This window comes from Pedobacter gandavensis, assembly GCF_032677645.1.
Classification (GTDB): Bacteria; Bacteroidota; Bacteroidia; order Sphingobacteriales; family Sphingobacteriaceae; genus Pedobacter; species Pedobacter gandavensis_A.
In genome coordinates this window covers 505,364-526,452 of sequence record NZ_JAVTSB010000001.1, presented here as the reverse complement: position 1 = coordinate 526,452, position 21,089 = coordinate 505,364, and the positions used below count along the sequence as shown (strand labels likewise).

Genomic DNA, 21,089 nt, shown 5'->3' with positions numbered 1-21,089 from the left:
TAAAAATGGCAGGAGGAAAACAATCTACAAGGCAGAAGATGATCAATATCATGTATTTGGTATTGTTAGCGATGCTTGCCTTGAACGTATCGGATACGATACTTAATGCTTTTAAGAACATCAATGATAGTTTGCTGACTTCAAAAAACAATGTCAGCAGCAGCATCGATCAATTGTTCGCAGCATTTCAAAATACAAAACTTAAAGAAGAGCCTGGAAGGGCACAGCCAATCTGGGATAAAGCCAATAAAGCAAAATCTTATGCCGGTGAACTGAATGATTATATCCAGAAACTGAAAGATCAGTTTGTGGTAGAAGGAAAAGGTATTGATCCGGAAACCGGTGATTTAACGGAACGTTCTAACCTGGATATCGCTCAGGGCATCATGATCAACCAGAAAAAAGGCGAAGAACTGCAAAAGAAAATCAATGAAACCCGCGAAAAGTTAATCTCTTTACTTCCTGAAAAAGACCGTCAGCATGTGACTTTCTCTTTGGAAGCTAAAAATGCAGATAAACCAATCAACGGTAAGAAAAACTGGGCAGATATTAACTTTGGTGAGGGTACGCCTTTAACTGCTGCAAATACAATCCTGACCAAAATTCAGTCGGATGTGAAAAATGCTGAAGCTGAAGTCGTGAAGAAATTATTCGGAGACATGGATAAGGCATTGGTTAACTTAGATCAGTTTGACGCGGTTGCGGTAGCACCAAGTTCTTATGTGATCCAGGGACAACCGTATACCGCGCAGGTGTTTTTAACCGCCAGCGATTCGAAGTCTAACCCGGATATCTCTGTAAACTCAAGCCCGCTGTCTGTAAAAGATGGTAAAGCAACCTATTCTGGTAACACAGGTAGTGTTGGGGTGTTCAAATGGTCTGGTACCATCCGCGTAAAACAAACAGATGGTAAAATCGTAGAATATAAAACTCCTGAGCAATCTTATCAGGTAGCAAAACCTTCTGCAACGGTTTCTCCGGATAAAATGAATGTGATTTATGCGGGTATTCCTAACCCATTCTCTGTTTCTGCAGCAGGCTTTCCAATGGAAAGTGTAAAAGCAAGTATAGACGGTGGAACCATCTCTGGTGGTAGTGGTAAATTTACGGTTAACGTAAGTGGCTCACAGGTAGGAAAAGAAGTGAACATCAACGTTTCTGCAAACTCAGGTGGTAAGTCTTTAAACCTGGGCTCTCAGAAGTTCCGCGTAAAAGCTTTGCCAACACCTAAAGCTTTGGTGAAAGGTAAATCTGGTGGTAGTGTAGACCTGGAATGGCTTGAAAATGCCGGCCTGCTGGATACGCAACTGGACGATTTCGTTTTCGATGTAAAATATAGGGTGATTAGATTCGGTGCTACTTTTATCAACCCGAGATCTGATGCCGTAACGATACAAAATAGTGGTGCAGGATTTAATGGCCAGGTTAAAGGGGCGTTAAACTCTATTAAACCAGGCGCAACAGTGATCTTTAAAGACATTGTTTGTGAAGGCCCTGATGGTCGTCAACGCGTATTGGATGGCATCACTTTTAGTGCAAAATAGGATTGATTATGAAAAACATTTTAAGTATTTCGGCATTACTGTTATTTGGATTAACGGCATCTGCACAAGATGTAGTTCCTCCTGTGGCTAAACCTACAGTAAAGAAGGCTAAGATAAAGACGCCACCAAAAGACGGATTTACAGCCAGAAAAGATATAGATAGTGCCATCATGGTGCCTTTTGCCGATGTGAGAGAAGAGGATGTGTTTTACTCGAAAAGAGTTTGGCGTGAGATCGATTTAAGAGATACCATCAACTCGGTGTTGAAAGCAGAAGGTGCAAGACTTATTGATGTTTTACTCGAAGCAGTAACCAATGAGGAACTAACGGCTTATTCGCCGAAAGATACCACCTCCGGAAAATTGCTGGAAGACAATGATGCTTTCAAGATTGCCATGACTTCAACTGAGGCACTTCAAAGTATGCGCGGCGTATCAGAAGGAACTCCGGATGCAACTACAGGCAAGATTGCCGAACCAACATTAAAAAGATTCAGACCGGATGAATTCCTGAAATACAGGATTAAAGAGGACTGGATTTTGGATACCAAACGCTCGGTTTTTGAACCTAGAATTGTAGGTATTGCCCCAATGAAAATGGTAGAAGGCAACTGGCAGCCGGTTTTCTGGATCTATTATGAGGATGCAAGAGAACTGCTGACTAAGAAGAAACTGATGAATCCGGGTAATGATGCTTCGGTTCTGACTTTCGATGATTTCTTTGTGAGACGTTTATTCTCCAGTTATATCGTGAAAGAAACGAATCCAGGTAATAAAACGATTGTGGATATGTTAGGATTAACCGACATTAAGGATCCAAGGAAACTATACGAATCAGAAAAGATTAAGAAATCTATCGCAGACTTTGAACAAAGTCTCTGGGAATATTAATCCATTAGCACATAAAAAAGTCCGGTCTTCAAAAGAGACCGGATTTTTTTATGAATATGAATTTCCTTGTGTTAGGAATTTTCTTTGTTGAAGTAATTGGTGAGAGCTATCAGTTGCGCTTTGTTCAGCACTTTCTGCAATTCCGCAGCATCTGCCTCACGGATCTTTTTAACCGATTTAAAATGACGCAGGAGTTTATCGGCAGTCGTTTTACCAATGCCTTCTATGTCTTCCAGTTCGGTCTTTAAAGTGCCTTGATCACGTTTCTTACGGTGGAAGGTAATTCCAAATCTGTGGGCTTCATCACGCAGTTGCTGGATCAGCTTCAGACTTTCCGATTTCTTGTCCAGGTACAAAGGATAAGGATCACCGGGGAAGAACAATTCTTCCAGTCTCTTGGCAATACCAACAATAGCAACCTTGTGTTCTATACCCAGCTTTTTCAAGCTGCTCACCGCAGAGGATAACTGGCCCTTACCGCCATCAATGATGATCAGTTGAGGCAATGTGCCCTCTTCTTCTAACATGCGCTTATAGCGCCTGTAAACGGCTTCTTCCATGGTGGCAAAATCATTGGGCCCTTCCACAGTTTTCACGTTAAAATGTCGGTAGTCTTTTTTCGATGGCTTCGCATCTTTGAACACCACAATCGCAGATACGGGATAAGCCCCCTGGAAGTTGGAGTTGTCAAAACACTCGATGTGTTTAGGCAGTTCGCTCAGTCCGAGGTCTTTTTGCAGTTGCGTCAGGATGCGGTCTGTTCTCAGATCCGGGTTCAGTTTTTCATATTGGTTCAGTTTCTCTTTTTTGAAAAACAACACGTTTTTCTGAGAAAGCTCCAGCAGATTTTTCTTTTCCCCGAGTTTAGGAACGGTAAACTTGATATTTTTATCCTCCAGTGCGATTTCAAAAGGAATCACAATCTCTTTGGAAGTACTGTTAAATCTGGTGCGGAATTCCGTAATGGCCAGCGTCAACAGCTCTTCATCGGTTTCGTCCAGTTTCTTTTTAATCTCTATGGTTTGGGTCTGAATGATACTCCCATTCATCACCTTCAGGTAATTCACAAAGGCATAACGCTCATCGGACGCAATGCTCACTACATCAAGATTGGTGATGGAGCTGCTCACAACGGTAGATTTGCTCTGGTATTTTTCGAGCATCAGGAGTTTCTTTTGATACGTATGGGCAAGCTCAAAGTTTAAATCCGCTGCCGCATCTTTCACAATTTGTTTGACCTCCCTGATCACAGTCCCGATCTTTCCGCTCAGAATGTCTTTGATCTCCTCAATATTCCGGTTGTAATCTATGGCATCCTGGTAGGCCTGACAAGGGCCTTTGCAGTTTCCGATCTGGTATTCCAGGCAGACTTTAAACTTACCATCATTGATGTTTTTATCCGTTAGGGCCAGATTGCAGGTACGTAAGCTATAGGTTTCTTTGATGACGTCCAGAATGGTGTGCATCATGCCTACAGAGGCATAAGGGCCAAAATAGGTAGAACCATCTTTGACCATGTTCCTTGTCCAGAATACCCTTGGGAAAGGCTCTTTCTTGATGATAATCCAGGGGTAGGTTTTATCATCCTTCAACATGATGTTATACCTCGGCTGATGCTTTTTGATCAGGCTGTTTTCCAACAACCAGGCATCAATCTCGGTATCCACAATGGTGAAGGTGATTTTCCTGATTTTAGAGACCAGCACCTTGGTTTTCCCATTGAGCTGTTTGTCCTGGTTAAAATAAGAACCCACCCGGTTTCTCAGGTCTTTGGCCTTGCCGATATATATTAACGTATCCTCCGCATCCCAATACTGGTATACACCAGGTTTATGGGGAATGTCGGCCAATACTTTTTTATACTCAAAAGTACTCATGGAAATCGCTTAATTTAAGAAAAGCTAGAATCCTAGCTTCTCGTCCAGTTCAGAAGGTTCTTCCTGTTGTTGCTGGTATTGATCACAGTCGAAAGTAATGGATGTTCCATTTTTCGGCGCTTCAAAATCAGCTTTACTCATGTTCAGGGTCTTACTGGCGTATACACGTTTCATAAATCCTGCGTAGATCGGTAAGGCAGTAGCTGCACCAGAACCTTGTCGGGTACTGGTAAAGTGGAAGGCACGGTCTTCACAACCTGTCCATACACCAGCAGCAAGCTGTGGCGTAATGGCCATAAACCAACCATCGGAATTGGCATTCGTAGTACCGGTTTTTCCACCGATAGGACCGTTTACGCCATATTTTCCTGCTAAACTCCATCCTGTTCCATTGGTAATTACACCGCGCAACATTCTGGTCATCACATAAGAAACTTCTTCAGAAAGTACAGGCACTGGAATCGGGGTATCATTAAATAACACCACGCCATTTTTATCCTGTATTTTTAAGATGTAAGTCGGTTTTTTCCAGATACCTTTATTAGCGAACACACTGTAAGCACCTACCATATCATAGACCGAAGCATCAAAAGAGCCTAAAGCAATAGAGGGAGAGGCGGGTACTTCAGAAGTAATCCCCATTTTCTTAGCTAAGTTAGCTACGGCAACTGGTCCTACCTGTTTCATCAGGTAAGCGGCAATATAATTCTGCGATAGTGCCAGTGCTTTTTGTAAAGTCAGGTATCCCGGAACGGTTCCGGAAGATCTCGGGGTCCATGGCGGACTACCCGGCGTCTCAATCGTTACCGGCTCATTGAGCACGCTGAAACATGGAGAATATCCGTTTTCAATGGCTACAGTATACGTGAAAGGCTTCGCTGTAGAACCTACTTGTCTGGTTCCCATCTTTACCTGATCGTATTTAAAATGTTCGAAATTGATACCGCCAACCCATGCTTTCACATATCCGGATTGTGGATCCATCGCCATCATGGCATTTCTCAATAGTAATTTATAGTATTTTACAGAGTCGATTGGCTTCATCAGCGTATCGATATTTCCTTTCCAGGTGAAAATGCTCAGTCGGGTAGGGGTATTGAAATCTTTGGTAATTTCTTCCGCGGATTTGCCTTCCAGCTGCAAAGCTTTGTATCTGTCGGATCTTTTTACACCCTGATCAATCTGCAATTCTTTTCCTTTGAAAGGATTTTTACCTTTCCAGCTCTGGAAGAAAGAAGCCTGGAGGATTTTCATGTATTCCTTTTGTGCCTCTTCCGCATAAACCTGCATCTCGTAGTTAATGGAGGTGGTAATTTTAAGACCATCCCTGTCCAGATCGTAAGGTGTGCCATCTGATTTTAAGATCGAACGCTCCAGAAAGAGCTTTTTGATGTCGCTTTTTACAACTGTTCTGAAATAAGGTGCAATACCGTCATTTACCGTAGCCGCGCTGAAACGAAGACCTAATGGTTTATCGATTTGTTTTTCATAATCCTGCTCGGTTAAGAAATCCGCTTTCACCATTAATCCCATAATTGTATTTCTACGGGCCAATGCGCGTTCCGGATTACGGGTAGGAGAATATCTGGTGATTCCTTTCAGGATACCAACCAATGTGGCGGCCTGACTAACCGTCAGTTTATCCGGAGTGGTATCGAAATATACTCTGGCTGCTGATTTAATTCCATAAGCCTGGTTTCCGAAATCTACCGTATTTAAGTACATCACAATGATTTCTTCCTTTGTGTAGTTACGTTCCAGTTTTACGGCAATCACCCATTCCTGGAATTTTTGCAGGATACGCTTGGCGAAGTTTTTCTGCCTTCCTTCTTCAGAAAAAAGGTTCAGGGCCAGCTGTTGCGTAATGGTACTTCCCCCTTGTTTCTTACCGATTAAGGCATAAAAAAAGATGGTAAACGTACGTTTAAAGTCGATTCCCGAGTGTTCTTTAAATCGAATGTCTTCCGTTGCAATTAATGCATTGATCACATTCGGAGAGATCTTGTCATAGGTGACATTAGACCTGTTTTGTACGAAGTAAGTGCCCAGAATTTTGCCATCTTCTGTGATGACTTCTGAGGCTTGATTGCTTTTAGGATGTTCAATGTCTCTGAAAGAAGGAAGTTCACCGAACAAGCCAAAACCAACGGAGACGATAAAAAGAGCGAATAAAACGATTCCTGCAATTAAGAGCTTCCAGATGTTGAAATTATACCTTCTGATGTCTTCTTGCGAAAGTGGTTTGTTCATTGTTAATAGTTGTTTTTATAAAATTCAAGGTACTTTTTCAATAGGTCCTCGCTGCTGATTTTATCAAAGTTTTCTTTACTGATGATAAAGCTGTTGTACAGGTTGGCAGGAACTTTCATGATCTGTTTTAACTGTGGATTTATACCCTCAGCGTACGTTTTTGCGTCGTCGAAAGTACCAAAGTTTCCTACAAATATAAGCTGATCATTGTCAAATTCCTTCAATTGATGACGGAGATTGTTTTCTGCGTAGTTTCCACGGTTAAATTGACCGATGCCAAAACGGGAAGAACTTAGGGTTAAAGAGCCGTCAGCCACATGTACCACGTAATAATATTGTTTAGAGATTGCGGTATTAAAAATTCCATCTGCTTTAACTGCCGGTGTTGGTACCACTGGTTTTTCTACCGCTGGTGTTTCTTTTACTGGTTTTTCAGCGACCGGATTTTGTGGGACATCAGGAATTAGCTGTGGAGGCCCCTCGCCCTCACCGGCTTTAGCAGCGATCTTCATTGGGAATTGTCTGGCAAAGAAGGTCGGTTCATTCGAGTCGAAATCAGTAAGGGCAATGGCTCTTTTTCTAAATTCTTCCAGATGCTCGTTGATATAACCCAAATGATCTTTTACTAATGGTACAATCAACTGATCGTTCGGGAAGTTGATTTTGATCTTTTCAAAAGCAGTAATAAGCTGGTCTACATGCGAAGTTCTGCCGATGGCAATGGCTTTTAAATAGGCAAATTGTGGTGCTAAATAGTTATCAGGACTGGCTAACAGGACTTCATCTACTTTCAGGATCACATTGGCAAAGTCTTTTTGCTCATACAGTTCAAACAGCGCATTGTACTGCTTGTTGATCGCTACTTCTATTTCTGATTGTTTCAGCGAGAAAGATGGGTCAAGGATGGTTTTTGCATAAGAAGAACTGGCGAAATCTTTCAGTACTTTCTGCTTATAAACCTCCGCTTTTGCGGGATCTAAGGTTTTATTCGCTAAAAACAGTCCGTAGTAGATAGAAGCCAGACGGTCGTTTGTCGGGAATCGTTTCAGGATTAACTCATATACTTCTGCTGCTTCTTTAGGGCTGTTCAGCTCTTGCAGGTAGAAATTGGCGATTTCGTAATAGGCTTCCAGTACTTTCTGGTCTGATTTTGCCAGTAAGGCTGGTGTAGTCGGGATTTCCGCAATCATTGCTTTCATTTTCGAAGCAGTATCCGTTAAGGCTTCCCCGATATGGTCTGGATTTACGACTGCATTATTGGTTGCATAGTTCTTGGTAATGCCCTGATTGGTCTCCTGAGCCGAAGATTTAATGCTCTGGCGCCAGTTGAGTTCGAGCTTACGGTTACCCCATTTCTTTTTAAAGTCGTTAAAGCCCGTGCTGATTGCAGTGGGGTTGGCAAAGTAAAAATTGCTTGGTGCAGGGCCCTTTTTACGCGGATCATTGCCGGTAGGGAAGGGATTTTGCGGAATATTACTGACCTGGCTTGTCGTTTTCTCTGGCGCAATTACCGGATTAAGCAGCAAGCGAACCTTCGCCAAACGTTCCGTTTCCGGTAATTTGGCCAGCGATTGCAGGGTGTCCTGCATGGCAATCAGTTCGTAACGATCCGTTAGGTACTGCAGATTCTGATTCTTTTTTACAATCTGTTCATAACCCGGATAAGATTTTGGTAAGGTGTTTACCGTGCTGTCATAATAGGCTTTTGCATTCAGGTAATTGTGGAAATGCTTGAAATTCAGGTCGGCAATCTTTAAATAAGAAAGTCCTTTCTGATACATGTTTTTGGTGCTGTTGCGCAGGGATAACTTATAATATTTATCGGCCTCCGTATAATTTTCATCACGGGCATAACTTTCTGCCACCTGATAATAGATCTGGTCGTGGTAATCTTCGTTTTTATCGTCTTTAAGCATGGCCAGCAGTTGTTGCTGCTTATTGATTTTTATACCACTCATAAAGGCATTCAGCTTAATGCGGTTAAGATTCGCATTAAAATACATTTCAAATGGGGCATTACTTTTCTCTACTTTACGGTAGTAACGCAGGGCTTCATTGAAGTTTTCCTGTTTTTCGTACAACTGCGCGAGGATGTAATTCCAGCGGATGCGTTGTGGTTTAGAGGGATTGGCACGGATCGCTTGTTGCAGCATTTCGATGGCTTCTGTGGCCATACGCTGGTGGATATAGATCTGTGCAATGGTAGCCAAAGGCTCTGCTTTATGGCTTTTCAGGCTGGAAATCGTGTTAGATAAGGTATCCAGTACTTTGGCTGCTTCACTGTATTTACCCAGTTGCATCAAACTTCGGGCTTTCCAGTCTAAGGCGATCACCTTGCTTTTGATCAGACCAGGATAGGTTTTGGCAGTATAATCGAAGTATTCTTCGGCATTAAAGTAGTTTCCTTTATAATAATTGGCTTTGCCGAGCAGGAGGTAAGCGTCGTCCTGGTAGTTGCCATAGGTTTTTTCCAGGAGGAGTACACGGGCTTTTCTGATGATTTCCTCCATGTCGGGCATACTGCCACCGGGCTGATCACTGAAAATATCGTAGGCTTCCGGATTAATGTAAACGGGCAAAACCTCGTCGTAGTTGTCGGCATAGGCTTCTGTCAGCTCTTCCTGGTGTTGATCCAGGATCAGATTGGCATTGTATATATAGTTATATCTGGAAGTCAGGTTTTGCATGGCCCTGCTTGCGGCAGTATCCTTATTGGAACTACAGGCGTATAAAAGGCAGGAAAAGCAGATAAACAGGGTTACCTTAAGAGAGTTGATTGCGTAATTTTCCAAAAAAAATAGGTTGAGTTAGATCTTATAAACAACAAAATATATACAAAAGTATTTTATTCAGGACGAAGTTCTTAACAATTTAGGTTTTATTTGTATTAGATTTTTATTCTTATGGACCCAAACGAAGAGAAAAAGAACGTTAATAATTTCGCGAAGTATTCTTCGATCAGTTTTCAAATGCTGGCTACAATTGGCCTTTTTGCGTTTGCAGGCTATAAAATTGATGAATATCAGCAGAGTAAGCAGCCGATCTACACGGCTATTCTAGGACTTTTAGGAGTAGTAGTGTCTCTGTATCAGGTTGTAAAACAACTAAATAAAAACTCAAACTGATTATTTAAAGCCGTTGTAAATCCTTACTTTTGTAAAAAAATAGATACTGATTTGAGTTTAACACGGTTTACCCTTTATTATTTAGCGTTTTGCGCCTTTTTAGGTGGCATCGCTTATGCCCTTCCTTCTTTATTTCCCGATCAGTTGATCATAGTACCTAAATTCTGGCTGGTGTTTGGCTTCATTGCCGGGATCACCTATATCGCTTACGGCGTGGCAGATTTGGGCTTAAAACGAGATCCCGATGTTGGCGTAATGGCCATAATGGGCTCGATTGCCTTGAAGATGATTTTCGCCATGGCTTTTGTACTGATTTACAGCCTTAAGAGCAAGGAAAACGGCTTTGTTTTCGTGCTGAACTTTTTTTCTTTATATTTATTGTTCAGCTTCTTTGAAATATACTGTTTGTTACGTAACTTGCGCCACCAAAATAAAAAGTAAAAATCTGCGAGTAAATGGATTGTAGCCACGTTTTTGAGTTTAAAGTGAAGAGGTTAATTGTTGTTTTTACGCTCTTTCTAGCGTTTTTTTCTGTTACACCTGCTGCTTTCGCACAGGTTGACACAGCACAAGTAACAGAAGGTTCTCATGCCCAGCCGGCAGCTGAGAAAAAGTTTGACATTGGTAAGTTTGCGCTTCACCACATTGCGGATTCGCATAGTTGGCACGTAATCGGACATACCTATATCGACCTTCCGGTAATTTTGTACACCAAAGCTGGTGTTGTAAACTTCAGTTCTGCTGATTTCACCACGCTGGAGGACGGAAAAGTTGTTCGCGATGATGAAGCTAAAGTAGTAGTAGAGCGGAAAGGACAACGCTTTGTGAAGATGCACGAGAAAATCTATTATGCATCTGACGTTGCCAATGAGCACGGTCAGTTTGTAAATTTAGATGAGAAGCATCATGCCACAAATGCACGCCCGCTGGACTTGTCGATTACAAAGAATGTCGTGACCTTGTTTATTTCTATTATCATTCTATTAGTTGTGTTCTTAAACGTAGCTAAAGGGTATAGAACTAACAAAGGAAAGTCACCAAAAGGAATCCAGTCATGGATGGAGCCTATCATCTTGTTTGTACGTGATGATATCGCTATCCCTAACTTAGGTCATAAATACGAGCGCTTTATGCCGTACTTATTAACCGTGTTTTTCTTTATCTGGTTTAATAACATGTTGGGCTTAGTTCCATTCTTACCTGGTGGTGCCAATTTAACTGGTAACATCGCAGTAACGATGATCCTTGCATTGGCTACGTTCTGCCTGACGGTGTTTAACGGTAATAAATATTACTGGAAACACATCTTCATGCCTGATGTACCATGGTGGATGTATATCGTTATGGTTCCGGTAGAATTGTTCGGTATCTTTACCAAGCCTATCGCCCTGATGATTCGTTTGTTTGCTAACATCACTGCAGGACACATTTTGGTGTTGTCATTAATCTGCCTTGTGTTTGTATTTAACAGCTTATACATTGCGCCAATCTCTATCGCCTTCGCTGTATTTATCGGTGGAATCGAATTGCTGGTAGCATTCATCCAGGCCTTTATTTTTACGATCCTGTCTGCCCTGTTTATCGGTATGGCAATTGAAGATCACCATTAATTAGAATAATTTTTAACAACAATTAATATATAAAATCATGATTACAGGAAGTATTGCTGCAATTGGTGCAGGATTAGCTGCGATTGGCGCTGGTCTAGGTATCGGACGTATTGGTGGTTCAGCTATGGACGGTATTGCTCGTCAACCAGAAGCTGCCTCTAAAATTCAAACTGCAATGTTAATCGCTGCTGCCTTCGTTGAAGCTGTTGCGCTTTTCGCAGTAGTAGTTGCCCTAATGGGTAATGGCTAGAAATTAAACGGCGCCAGATAGCAATATCTGGTGCCATTTATTGTTAAAAAAGAACAAAATATTTTATACATATACAGATGGAATTATTATTACCTGAATTCGGCCTAGTTATCTTTCAATCCATTGCTTTCTTATTGCTAATGTTCCTATTGGCAAAATTTGCCTGGAAACCTATTCTAGCAGCAATTAAAGAACGCGAAAAATCGATTGATGAAGCTTTAAGCAAAGCTGAATTAGCAAAACAAGAAATGGCTCGTTTAACTTCTCAAAACGAAGAGTTAATGAAAGCTGCCCGTGCAGAACGTGACCTGATCTTGAAAGAAGCGAAAATGCTGAAAGACAATATCATTAATGAAGCAAAAACTTCTGCTCAGACTGAAGGTGCTAAATTAATTGAGAAAGCGAAAATCGAAATTGAGAATTCAAAGAAAGCTGCATTAGCTGAATTGAAGCACCAGGTTTCTTCTTTATCATTAGATATCGCAGAACGTGTATTGCGTAATCAATTGCAAGACAAAGCTACTCAGCAGGATTTAGTTGCTAATCTTTTAAAAGACGTTGAATTAAACTAGTCTGTAGTTTATTTAGCCAAATTAGATAAAAATGTTAGAAAATAAAGCAGCATCGAGATACGCCAAATCAATGATTGACCTTGCTAAAGAGCAAAACTCTCTGGAAGAAATCAAAAATGATATGGTGCTTTTAGATCAGGTGATCGATCAGAATCCAGAATTGGAAGCTATCCTTAATAACCCTATCGTTCCCTTGAATAAAAAAGCCGGAATTTTAGAGGATGTATTTGGTGACAAAGTAAATGTGGTAACCAAAGCCTTCTTTAAACTGGTAGTTAGCAAAGGACGTTCAGCGATCTTATTTGGAATGGCAAAATCCTTTATTCAGCAATATAATGCCATCAAAGGGATTGTTACTGCAGAAGTTACTTCGGCAATCGAGCTGACTGATGCAAACAGAACAGAGATCGTAGCTTTGGTGAAAAAAGAAGTAGGCGCTAATGAAGTTGTGATTAACGAAAAAGTTAATGAGAAACTGATTGGTGGATTTATTTTAAAAGTTGGAGATAAGCAATTTGATGCGAGTATCGCCAGCGGTTTGAATAAACTTAAAAAAGAATTTGCTCAGGGCATTGTTTAACCTGAGTATTTAAAAATAGAAGATAACATATACTAAGAAATAATATAAAATTATGGTAGAGGTAAGACCAGACGAAGTATCGGCAATTATCAGGCAACAATTGGCGGGCTTTAAATCAGAAGCAGAACTTGAAGAAGTTGGTACCGTATTGCAGGTGGGTGATGGTATTGCCCGTGTTTATGGTTTAACTAAAGTTCAATCCGGTGAGTTAGTTGAATTTGAAAACGGCTTACAAGGTATTGTTTTGAACCTTGAAGAAGATAATGTTGGTGTGGTTTTATTAGGCCCATCTGACACGATCAAAGAAGGTGATACGATTAAACGTACTAAGAAAATTGCCTCTATTAAAGTTGGTGAAGGTATGTTAGGTCGTGTAGTTAACACGATGGGTGAGCCAATCGATGGTAAAGGACCAATCATTGGACAGACGTATGAAATGCCTATCGAGCGTAAAGCTCCGGGTGTAATCTACCGTCAGCCAGTTACTGAACCTTTACAAACAGGTATCAAAGCGATTGATGGTATGATTCCAATCGGTCGTGGTCAACGTGAGTTGGTTATTGGTGACCGTCAGATTGGTAAAACTGCGGTTTGTATCGATACTATCATCAACCAAAAAGAATTTTATGAAGCAGGTAACCCTGTTTACTGTATATATGTAGCTTGTGGTCAAAAAGCAAGTACTGTTGCAAACGTAGTACGTACATTAGAAGAAAATGGTGCAATGCCTTACACGGTTGTTGTTGCTGCTTCTGCTGCTGAACCTGCTCCATTGCAGTTCTACGCTCCTTTCTCAGGTGCTGCGATCGGTGAATTTTTCCGTGATACAGGTAGACCAGCTTTAATTGTTTATGATGATTTGTCTAAACAAGCTGTTGCTTACCGTGAGGTGTCGTTATTACTTCGTCGTCCACCGGGCCGTGAGGCTTATCCTGGTGACGTGTTCTACCTTCACAGTCGTTTATTAGAGCGTGCTGCAAAAATCAACTCTAACGATGACATCGCGCAAGCAATGAATGATCTTCCGGAATCTCTGAAAGGTATCGTTAAAGGTGGTGGTTCATTAACTGCGCTTCCTATTATCGAAACTCAGGCTGGTGACGTTTCTGCTTATATCCCAACGAACGTAATTTCAATTACTGACGGTCAGATCTTCTTAGAAACTAACTTGTTCAACGCAGGTATTCGTCCAGCTATTAACGTTGGTATCTCGGTATCTCGTGTAGGTGGTAATGCGCAGATCAAATCAATGAAAAAAGTTGCTGGTACTTTGAAATTAGACCAGGCTCAATACCGCGAGTTAGAGGCATTCTCTAAATTCGGTTCTGACCTTGATGCAGCTACTAAATCTGTACTTGATAAAGGTTCACGTAACGTGGAAATCCTTAAACAAGGTCAGTTCTCACCAGTTACTGTGGAGAAACAAGTAGCAATCATCTATATTGGTACTAAAAACTTAATGCGTTCAGTTCCTATCAATAAAGTAAAGGAATTTGAAGCTGAGTACTTACAACAATTGGAGTTACGTCACCCAGAGACTTTAAAAGCTTTAAAAGCTGGTAAATTTGATGATGCAATTACCGGAGTATTGGAAACTGTAGCAAAAGAGCTTTCCAGCAAATACTAAATTACTCTTGACTGAAGAATAAAAAAGAATGGCTAATTTAAAAGAAGTAAGAATTCGTATAACATCGGTGCAATCTACACAGCAGATCACCAAGGCCATGAAAATGGTTTCGGCTGCGAAGTTGAAGCGTGCGACCAATGCGATTGTTCAGCTACGTCCGTATGCTACAAAGTTGAAAGAAATCCTAGGAAATCTTTCAGCGAGCTTAGAAGGATCATCGTCTCCGTTTATTCAGGAACGTGAACCAAATAAGGTATTGATTGTAGTGGTTTCTTCTAACCGTGGTTTAGCTGGTGCCTTTAACATGAACGTGATTAAAGAAACCAACAATTTAATCTCGGAAAAATATAGCGAACAATACAAAAAAGGTAACGTAAGTATCGTCGCTATCGGTAAGAAAGCACATGATTTCTACGAGAAACGTGGATACAAAGTTATTGGAAATAATCATGAAGTATATGCTGCGCTTACTTTTGAGAATGTAACAAAAATCACGACTTCCATCATGGAAGGCTTTGAAAAAGGGGAATTCGATAAAGTGGAGTTAGTATACAACAGGTTTAAAAATGCGGCAGTTCAGATCTTAACAACTGAACAGTTATTGCCTCTTCCTAAAACTGAAATCGCCGAAGGTGCAGCAGCTGCTCATGCAGTTGACTATATCATGGAGCCTTCTCAGGAGGAAATCGTATCGCAGTTGATCCCTAAGTCGATCAAAACTCAAGTATACAAAGCCGTATTGGATTCTCATGCTTCTGAGCATGGTGCCCGTATGACTTCAATGGATAAAGCAACTGAAAATGCTGGTGATTTAATTAAAGCGTTAAAGCTTTCTTACAATCAGGCACGTCAGGCTGCGATTACTACAGAGCTTACAGAGATTGTAAGTGGTGCAGCTGCACTAAACGGGTAATCTTCCATCAACGTATTAAAAGCCCTTATCCTTCACGGATAAGGGCTTTTTTTATATAGATCATTTCCGTTTAATCAGAAATTGAAATTTATCCCGTTGTTATACCGCTTTTTGGTTAATTAATATTATTTTTGTGCCATAAATAGAAAAACACTATGGAACAGATACAACCGCACAATACTCCTAGCATGAAAAGAGCTAACGAGACATCTATCTATAAATTAATGGCTGTAGGAATTGTAATTAGCGTAATAGGCGTTTATTTGCGTTTTGCTGGTGATTCAATGACTTTGTCATTAGTATCATGGGCGATTTTGTTTATCGGTGCTTTCATCGCTTGCAAAGGCGTATTCAAGATATTGGCTGCTTAGTTTTAATTAACTATCATCTCTGAAAATCCTCCTCAACTTCGGTTGCTGAGGATTTTTTTTTGCCCCCGGTTTTTAAAGCGCGTGTTTTCTTAGGTTACCTTATCAGCTACGCTGTATTAAGAAGAAACCTAACTATTGAGCCTTATGAAAAAGTATCTTGTTTATTGTTCTGTTGCCCTCTTATTTGTAGCCTGTAACCAGGGAAACAAGGCCCATAGGGAGGATACCTCGGATGCCGTAAGTAGCCTCGCTGTAATTCCAGACAGTACCATGGCGGATAAAATTATCAAGACTGCCGATATGCGCTTCCGCGTTAAAAATGTGCAGCAGACTAAAGTTAAACTCGGCGAACTGATCAAAGCTGAAGGTGGTACCCTGGCCGAATTCTCTATTCACAGCGATGTATACCAATCGGAGAAAGTGCGTTATTCTACCGATTCTTTATTGGAACTGACTTCTTACCGTACCGAAGGCTCCATTGTAGCCAAAGTACCCGCTGATAAGTTAGACGACTTTACCAACAAAGTAGCAGGGATGGCCGTATTTGTAGACCAGCAGTCGATGAAATTCGATGATCAGAGCATTGCGTACCTATCCAATCAATTGAAAAACCAGAATAGGGTAGAGGCCGTGAATCAGTTAAATAAACACGCCAATAAGAAAAGTAATAATGTAGAAACTGCCCTCGAATTGAAGGATGGTTATGTAGATCAGAAGATCGAAAATATGAGAATCAATGAGCGTGTGAAATATAGTGACATCACGCTTTCTTTTTATCAGGACAATACCGTGAAAAAACTGGTAGTTGGCAATGATAATTTATCAGATTACCGCCCCTCGTTTTTTAGAAGGTTAGGCTTGAATATTCAGAATGGATGGGTAATCTTTATGGAGTTCCTGTTGATCTTAGCGAATCTATGGATGTTGATCCTGATTGCTGTAGCAGGTTTTCTAGCCTTTAAGGCTTACCGTAAAAGCAAAAAAAGGGTTATTTAACCCTTTTTTTGTTGTCTTTAGCAAAAGCTTCCCATCCGGTATAAGATTTACCGGATCCGGAAGTGCTTACCCTTTGAAAGGAATGGCAAACGGCTACAGCCAAACCATCGGTTGCATCTAAAAACTGCGGGGTTTCCTTAAATTTAAGTAAAGTTTGTAGCATCGCTGCCACCTGTTCTTTTCCGGCACTGCCGCTTCCGGTAATGGATTGCTTGATTTTACGCGGTGCGTACTCTGTGATCGGAATGTTTCTGGAGAGTGCTGCTGCCATGGCTACACCTTGCGCACGACCTAATTTAAGCATCACCTGGATGTTTTTCCCGTAGAAGGGAGCCTCTAGTGCCATCGCGTCTGGCTTATACTCGTCAATCAGCACTATGGTCTTTTCAAATATGCGTTGAAGTTTTAAGAAATGGTCATCCAAATGATCCATCCGGACGATACCCATGCTAATCAATTCGATCTTACTTCCCTTTTCCAATATCACCCCATACCCCATAATCGAAGTGCCCGGATCAATCCCGATAATCACCCTTTCCTTTTTTTCCACCAACATAGAACAATATTAAGCATATTTGCACAGAGTAAAAGCAAAAAAGTTGACATCACAGTACAAAAAAATAGTTTCTTATATTCTTAAAGCCGGAATTGTTCTTTTCGCATTTTGGTTTGTGTACAGCAAACTGACGGAGAACAAGAACCTGGAGGATTTCAAAAATCTGCTCAGTAAACTTCCGCAATGGGAAATCGTATCTGTCATGGGATTCGTGATGTTTCTGATGCTGGTAAACTGGGGACTGGAGGCCGTAAAATGGCAAAGGTTGATTTCCAGTGTGGAACGGATTAGCCTCTGGAAGGCGGTTTCATCCGTGTTTTGCGGTTTAACCTGGGCCGTATTTACTCCCAATAGGATCGGCGAATATGGTGGAAGGGTGTTTTTCCTGTCGCCCAAAAGAAGGATAATTGGCGTGGTAGCCATGGCCGTTGGTAACATCGGACAAATGGTGCTCACTAATGTTTTCGGCGCTATCGCTTTCTGTGTCTTCGTCTACCGCTTTGTTAAAATAGATCCACTGCTGTTTTATGCCCTGGTCTTCTTTGCATTGATCTTTTGCTTGTTCTTCCTGATCTTTTATTTTAACATCAAATGGCTGAATGGACTTCTACTTTCCTTCAAGTTCACCCGAAAATATAAAAAGTTTTATAGCATCCTGGCGAGGTATCAAAAGAAAGAACTGCTGAGAATTCTTTCGCTTTGTTTTTTAAGATACCTGGTCTTTAGTACTCAATATTTCATCCTGTTTTTCTGGCTGATCCCCAACCTTCATTATATGGAAATCCTGATGATGGTGAGCATTCTGTTCTTTGTACAGTCTACTTTACCTTCCCTGGATCTGTTTGACATTGGGGTGAGGACCGCAACCGCTTCTTATTTCTTTAGCTCGATCACAGATCAGGAAGTCGCAGTGATTGCGTGTACGGCCAGTATCTGGCTGATAAATATTATTATTCCTGCTATATTAGGCACTTATTTCGTATTTAAACTTAACTTTTTTGGAAATTCACAGCGTAGCTAGTTATATCACAGCTATTTTAACGGTCTTATATGTGTTTGTCGTGTTCAGCTTCATCAGAGGATGGGCTAAACTGAGCTTTTATCAGCCAAATAAGCCCGCGCTTAAAACTAAGGTCTCCATTTTGGTGGCCGCCCGTAATGAAGCGGAAAACATCAGGAAAACCCTGGATGATCTTTGCGCACAGTCTTACGACAAAGCACTTACAGAAATCATTTTTATAGACGACCATTCTACGGACGATACTGCCGCAATCATCGGGTCTTACGCCGCGAAAGGTGTAAAACTGATCCGCTTAAATGAAGACCGTGCACTCAACTCTTATAAGAAAAAAGCCATACAGACGGCCATTGGTCAATCTACCGGCGACCTGATCATTACCACAGATGCGGATTGCCGGATGGGTAAGGACTGGTTGAAAACGATTATCGCTTTCTATGAGGAGAAAGATTATAAAATGATTTCCTCGCCCGTGGCTTACTTTGAAGAAAAGAGCTTTTTTGAACGTGCGCAGGCCTTAGAATTTCTATACCTGATTGGTTTGGGTGCTTCTACGATCGGTAATAAAAAACCTTCTACCTGTAACGGGGCCAATCTGGCTTATGAAAAAGCAGCTTTCTATGAAGTTGGCGGTTTCAAAGGGATCGATGATCTGGCTTCGGGGGATGATGAGTTGCTGCTACATAAAATGGCAGCACGTTATGATAACAATATTGGCTTCCTGAAAAACGAGGATGCGGTAGTTTATACGCATGCAAAGGAAACACTTGGGGAGTTTATTCAGCAAAGAAAGCGCTGGGCCTCGAAAAGTACGCGCTATAAAAACAAGGCGATTATCGTGCTTGGAGTAGCCATCTGGTTATTCAATGTGACCATCCTGTTAAATATCGCCATTGGCTTATTCATCGGCTTCTACTTTAAACTGGCATTGGCGCAATTGCTGATCAAGATTCTGGTAGAATTTATATTTTTATACCAGGTTACCGGCTTCGCAAAAAGGCGGGAATTATTGGTGTTATTACCGATACTTAATCTGATGCATATCCTTTATATCGTGTATATTGGGGTAGCAGGAAATTCAGGAAAATACAATTGGAAAGGCCGAATGGTTAAATAATGGAAAACAACAGTAGCCCGTCGAAGGAAGTATGGAAGCGGTTTAAGCAGAACAAAATGGCTTTCTCCGGACTATTGTTTATTTTATTCCTGATGTTGATCGGGATCTTTGGTTACCTGATTACACCAGATCAGACGCCTTTTGCCAATACCATGCACTTACAGCTGAGTAATAAAAAGCCGGGACGGAGCTTCGATTTTCTGATCGTCAGCAGAAACCCGGATGTTAAAAAGGTAAGTGTTTTCGAAAAGATGTTATTCGGACAAGAGTCTGATTATAAAAGCATTCCAATTACGGCTTACCGGGAATCTGGTGGTCAGGTTTATGCCAGGGAATATATCGGGGATGATGAACAGGCGGAAGAGTCGGTTTTCCCCTTGCTGAAAGGTGAAAACAGATACAGTCAGACTTTTTGGCTTGGCACAGATGTCTATGGCCGCGATTTACTGAGTAGACTCATGATCGGTGTTCGCGTTTCTTTATCGGTTGGCCTGATGGCTGTCCTCATTTCTCTTTTGATCGGAATTAGTTTAGGTGCCTTAGCTGGTTATTTCGGCGGAAAAACCGATGCCTCCATCAGCTGGTTCATGAACGTGATCTGGTCCCTTCCTTCTTTATTATTGGTGATTGCCATTTCTTTTGCCTTAGGAAAGGGCTTCTGGCAGATATTTATCGCCGTTGGCTTATCTACCTGGGTAGATGTGTCCAGATTGGTCAGAGGGCAGGTGATGGCCCTGAAACATGTAGAATTTGTGGAAGCCGCAAAAGCGCTCGGTTATTCTACGCCCCGCATCATCATCAAACACATGTTGCCCAATATTGCCGGACCTATTCTGGTGCTGGCCTCCGCAAATTTTGCCGCCGCAATTCTATTGGAATCCGGATTGAGCTTTCTTGGATTTGGCGCACAGCCGCCTATGCCCAGCTGGGGTGGCATGATCAAGGAACATTATGGTTATATCATTATGGATGCCGCATACCTCGCTATTTTGCCTGGTCTGGCCATTATGATCACCGTATATGCTTTCAATCTCCTGGCCATCGGCCTCAGGGATGCTTTCGATGTGAAATCTCAGCATATTTCTGTTTAATAACGAGGGTTTTCGGTTAAAAGGAAGGTGATTTCGACCTGGCGGGAAGGGCTTTAATTTATTAACTTTGTGGGATGCTGTTAAACTGTTACCAGAACGAATTAGTGGAAGCCGGCTGCGATGAAGCAGGTAGAGGTTGTCTTGCAGGCCCTGTTTTTGCCGCCGCCGTGATTTTGCCGAAAGATTTTCCTGCCGGTCAACTGAACGACTCTAAAAAACTGAACCATAAACAGCGGGAAGCCTTAAGGATCATCATCGAAAAAGAAGCGCTGGCCTGGGCAGTAGCCGAAGTTGACCATCTGGAAATCGATAAGATCAATATCTTAAATGCGTCGTTTTTAGCCATGCACAGGGCGATAGAAAAGTTATCCGTACAACCCGAATATCTGGTGATTGATGGGAACCGTTTTAAAATGTATCCGGAAATCCCGCATGCCTGTATTGTAAAAGGAGATGGTAAATACCTGAATATTGCCGCCGCGTCTATCCTTGCCAAAACACATCGTGATGAGTATATGGAAAAAATTGCGGAAGAATATCCGGTTTATGAATGGAAACAAAACAAGGGATATCCAACTATTGTGCACCGCAATGCGGCTTTAGCACATGGCTTATCCCCATACCATCGAAAAACTTTCAATATTTCGAGACCTCAGCTGGCACTGTTTTCCGAAAGCGAAGGATAATTCGTATTTTCACATA

The 21,089-nt window shown here is 41.5% G+C and carries 20 protein-coding genes; 16 read left to right on the top strand and 4 right to left on the bottom strand.

Features of this window, described 5'->3' with window-relative positions; translation table 11 throughout:
- Nucleotides 1-5 precede the first annotated feature (5 nt).
- Together gldM and gldN are read left to right on the top strand one after the other, a co-directional pair.
- Nucleotides 6-1,544: a gliding motility protein GldM gene (gene gldM / locus R2Q66_RS02285; protein WP_316746373.1), complete on the top strand. Its 1,539-nt coding sequence runs from the start codon at nucleotides 6-8 to the stop codon at nucleotides 1,542-1,544.
- Between the two features lie 8 nt (nucleotides 1,545-1,552).
- The gene (gene gldN / locus R2Q66_RS02280) at nucleotides 1,553-2,434 is read left to right on the top strand and encodes a gliding motility protein GldN (protein WP_316746372.1); all 882 of its coding nucleotides are present in this window, start codon (nucleotides 1,553-1,555) and stop codon (nucleotides 2,432-2,434) included.
- 71 nt (nucleotides 2,435-2,505) lie between these two features.
- On the opposite strand, the gene uvrC is transcribed toward gldN, so the two are convergent.
- Genes uvrC through R2Q66_RS02265 form a run of 3 tightly spaced genes read right to left on the bottom strand, consistent with a single transcriptional unit; the run spans nucleotide 2,506 to nucleotide 9,353 of the window.
- The gene (gene uvrC, locus R2Q66_RS02275) at nucleotides 2,506-4,311 is read right to left on the bottom strand and encodes an excinuclease ABC subunit UvrC (protein WP_316746371.1); all 1,806 of its coding nucleotides are present in this window, start codon (nucleotides 4,309-4,311) and stop codon (nucleotides 2,506-2,508) included.
- Nucleotides 4,312-4,335: 24 nt separating this feature from the next.
- On the bottom strand, nucleotides 4,336-6,561 hold the full coding sequence (locus R2Q66_RS02270; protein WP_316746370.1) for a transglycosylase domain-containing protein: 2,226 nt from the start codon (nucleotides 6,559-6,561) through the stop codon (nucleotides 4,336-4,338).
- Nucleotides 6,562-6,563: 2 nt separating this feature from the next.
- Nucleotides 6,564-9,353, bottom strand: a complete 2,790-nt coding sequence (locus R2Q66_RS02265) for a tetratricopeptide repeat protein (RefSeq protein WP_316746369.1) — start codon at nucleotides 9,351-9,353, stop codon at nucleotides 6,564-6,566.
- Between the two features lie 111 nt (nucleotides 9,354-9,464).
- On the opposite strand from R2Q66_RS02265, the gene R2Q66_RS02260 reads away from it, so the two are divergent.
- From R2Q66_RS02260 to R2Q66_RS02215, 10 genes are all read left to right on the top strand, one after another.
- A complete protein-coding gene (locus tag R2Q66_RS02260; protein ID WP_316746368.1) occupies nucleotides 9,465-9,686 on the top strand; it encodes an AtpZ/AtpI family protein in 222 nt (73 codons plus the stop codon).
- Between the two features lie 51 nt (nucleotides 9,687-9,737).
- Nucleotides 9,738-10,127 (top strand): hypothetical protein, encoded by a 390-nt coding sequence (locus R2Q66_RS02255; RefSeq protein ID WP_316746367.1) that lies wholly within the window; start codon nucleotides 9,738-9,740, stop codon nucleotides 10,125-10,127.
- A gap of 14 nt (nucleotides 10,128-10,141) precedes the next feature.
- Nucleotides 10,142-11,296, top strand: coding sequence for a F0F1 ATP synthase subunit A (gene atpB, locus R2Q66_RS02250; RefSeq protein WP_265840546.1), 1,155 nt, complete (start codon nucleotides 10,142-10,144; stop codon nucleotides 11,294-11,296).
- A gap of 40 nt (nucleotides 11,297-11,336) precedes the next feature.
- Nucleotides 11,337-11,546: an ATP synthase F0 subunit C gene (gene atpE / locus R2Q66_RS02245; RefSeq protein WP_062551197.1), complete on the top strand. Its 210-nt coding sequence runs from the start codon at nucleotides 11,337-11,339 to the stop codon at nucleotides 11,544-11,546.
- A gap of 77 nt (nucleotides 11,547-11,623) precedes the next feature.
- Nucleotides 11,624-12,118 (top strand): F0F1 ATP synthase subunit B, encoded by a 495-nt coding sequence (gene atpF / locus R2Q66_RS02240; protein ID WP_316746366.1) that lies wholly within the window; start codon nucleotides 11,624-11,626, stop codon nucleotides 12,116-12,118.
- 31 nt (nucleotides 12,119-12,149) lie between these two features.
- On the top strand, nucleotides 12,150-12,698 hold the full coding sequence (atpH, locus tag R2Q66_RS02235) for an ATP synthase F1 subunit delta (RefSeq protein ID WP_316746365.1): 549 nt from the start codon (nucleotides 12,150-12,152) through the stop codon (nucleotides 12,696-12,698).
- A 52-nt stretch (nucleotides 12,699-12,750) separates the two neighbouring features.
- On the top strand, nucleotides 12,751-14,325 hold the full coding sequence (gene atpA, locus R2Q66_RS02230; protein ID WP_265840549.1) for a F0F1 ATP synthase subunit alpha: 1,575 nt from the start codon (nucleotides 12,751-12,753) through the stop codon (nucleotides 14,323-14,325).
- 28 nt (nucleotides 14,326-14,353) lie between these two features.
- Nucleotides 14,354-15,238 carry an ATP synthase F1 subunit gamma gene (atpG, locus tag R2Q66_RS02225; protein ID WP_316746364.1) on the top strand — a complete coding sequence of 295 codons (885 nt, stop codon included), beginning with the start codon at nucleotides 14,354-14,356 and terminating at the stop codon, nucleotides 15,236-15,238.
- Nucleotides 15,239-15,393: 155 nt separating this feature from the next.
- The gene (locus tag R2Q66_RS02220) at nucleotides 15,394-15,609 is read left to right on the top strand and encodes a hypothetical protein (protein ID WP_316746363.1); all 216 of its coding nucleotides are present in this window, start codon (nucleotides 15,394-15,396) and stop codon (nucleotides 15,607-15,609) included.
- Nucleotides 15,610-15,753: 144 nt separating this feature from the next.
- Complete coding sequence (locus tag R2Q66_RS02215) at nucleotides 15,754-16,605, top strand: DUF4349 domain-containing protein (protein WP_316746362.1); 852 nt, start codon at nucleotides 15,754-15,756, stop codon at nucleotides 16,603-16,605.
- Here the strand turns inward: R2Q66_RS02215 and ruvC are convergent.
- Nucleotides 16,598-17,161, bottom strand: coding sequence for a crossover junction endodeoxyribonuclease RuvC (gene ruvC / locus R2Q66_RS02210; RefSeq protein ID WP_316746361.1), 564 nt, complete (start codon nucleotides 17,159-17,161; stop codon nucleotides 16,598-16,600). The genes R2Q66_RS02215 and ruvC overlap by 8 nt on opposite strands.
- Nucleotides 17,162-17,204: 43 nt before the next feature.
- Between ruvC and R2Q66_RS02205 the strand changes: the two genes are divergently transcribed.
- The 4 genes from R2Q66_RS02205 to R2Q66_RS02190 all read left to right on the top strand — a co-directional run bounded on the left by R2Q66_RS02205 (nucleotide 17,205) and on the right by R2Q66_RS02190 (nucleotide 21,073).
- Entirely contained in the window at nucleotides 17,205-18,182 is a 978-nt protein-coding gene (locus tag R2Q66_RS02205) for a lysylphosphatidylglycerol synthase domain-containing protein (RefSeq protein ID WP_316746360.1), read from the top strand.
- Nucleotides 18,160-19,296, top strand: a complete 1,137-nt coding sequence (locus R2Q66_RS02200) for a glycosyltransferase family 2 protein (protein WP_316746359.1) — start codon at nucleotides 18,160-18,162, stop codon at nucleotides 19,294-19,296. Before R2Q66_RS02205 ends, R2Q66_RS02200 begins: the two co-directional genes overlap by 23 nt.
- Nucleotides 19,296-20,387: an ABC transporter permease gene (locus tag R2Q66_RS02195; RefSeq protein WP_316746358.1), complete on the top strand. Its 1,092-nt coding sequence runs from the start codon at nucleotides 19,296-19,298 to the stop codon at nucleotides 20,385-20,387. Before R2Q66_RS02200 ends, R2Q66_RS02195 begins: the two co-directional genes overlap by 1 nt.
- Nucleotides 20,388-20,461: 74 nt before the next feature.
- Entirely contained in the window at nucleotides 20,462-21,073 is a 612-nt protein-coding gene (locus tag R2Q66_RS02190) for a ribonuclease HII (protein ID WP_316746357.1), read from the top strand.
- Nucleotides 21,074-21,089: the final 16 nt, after the last annotated feature.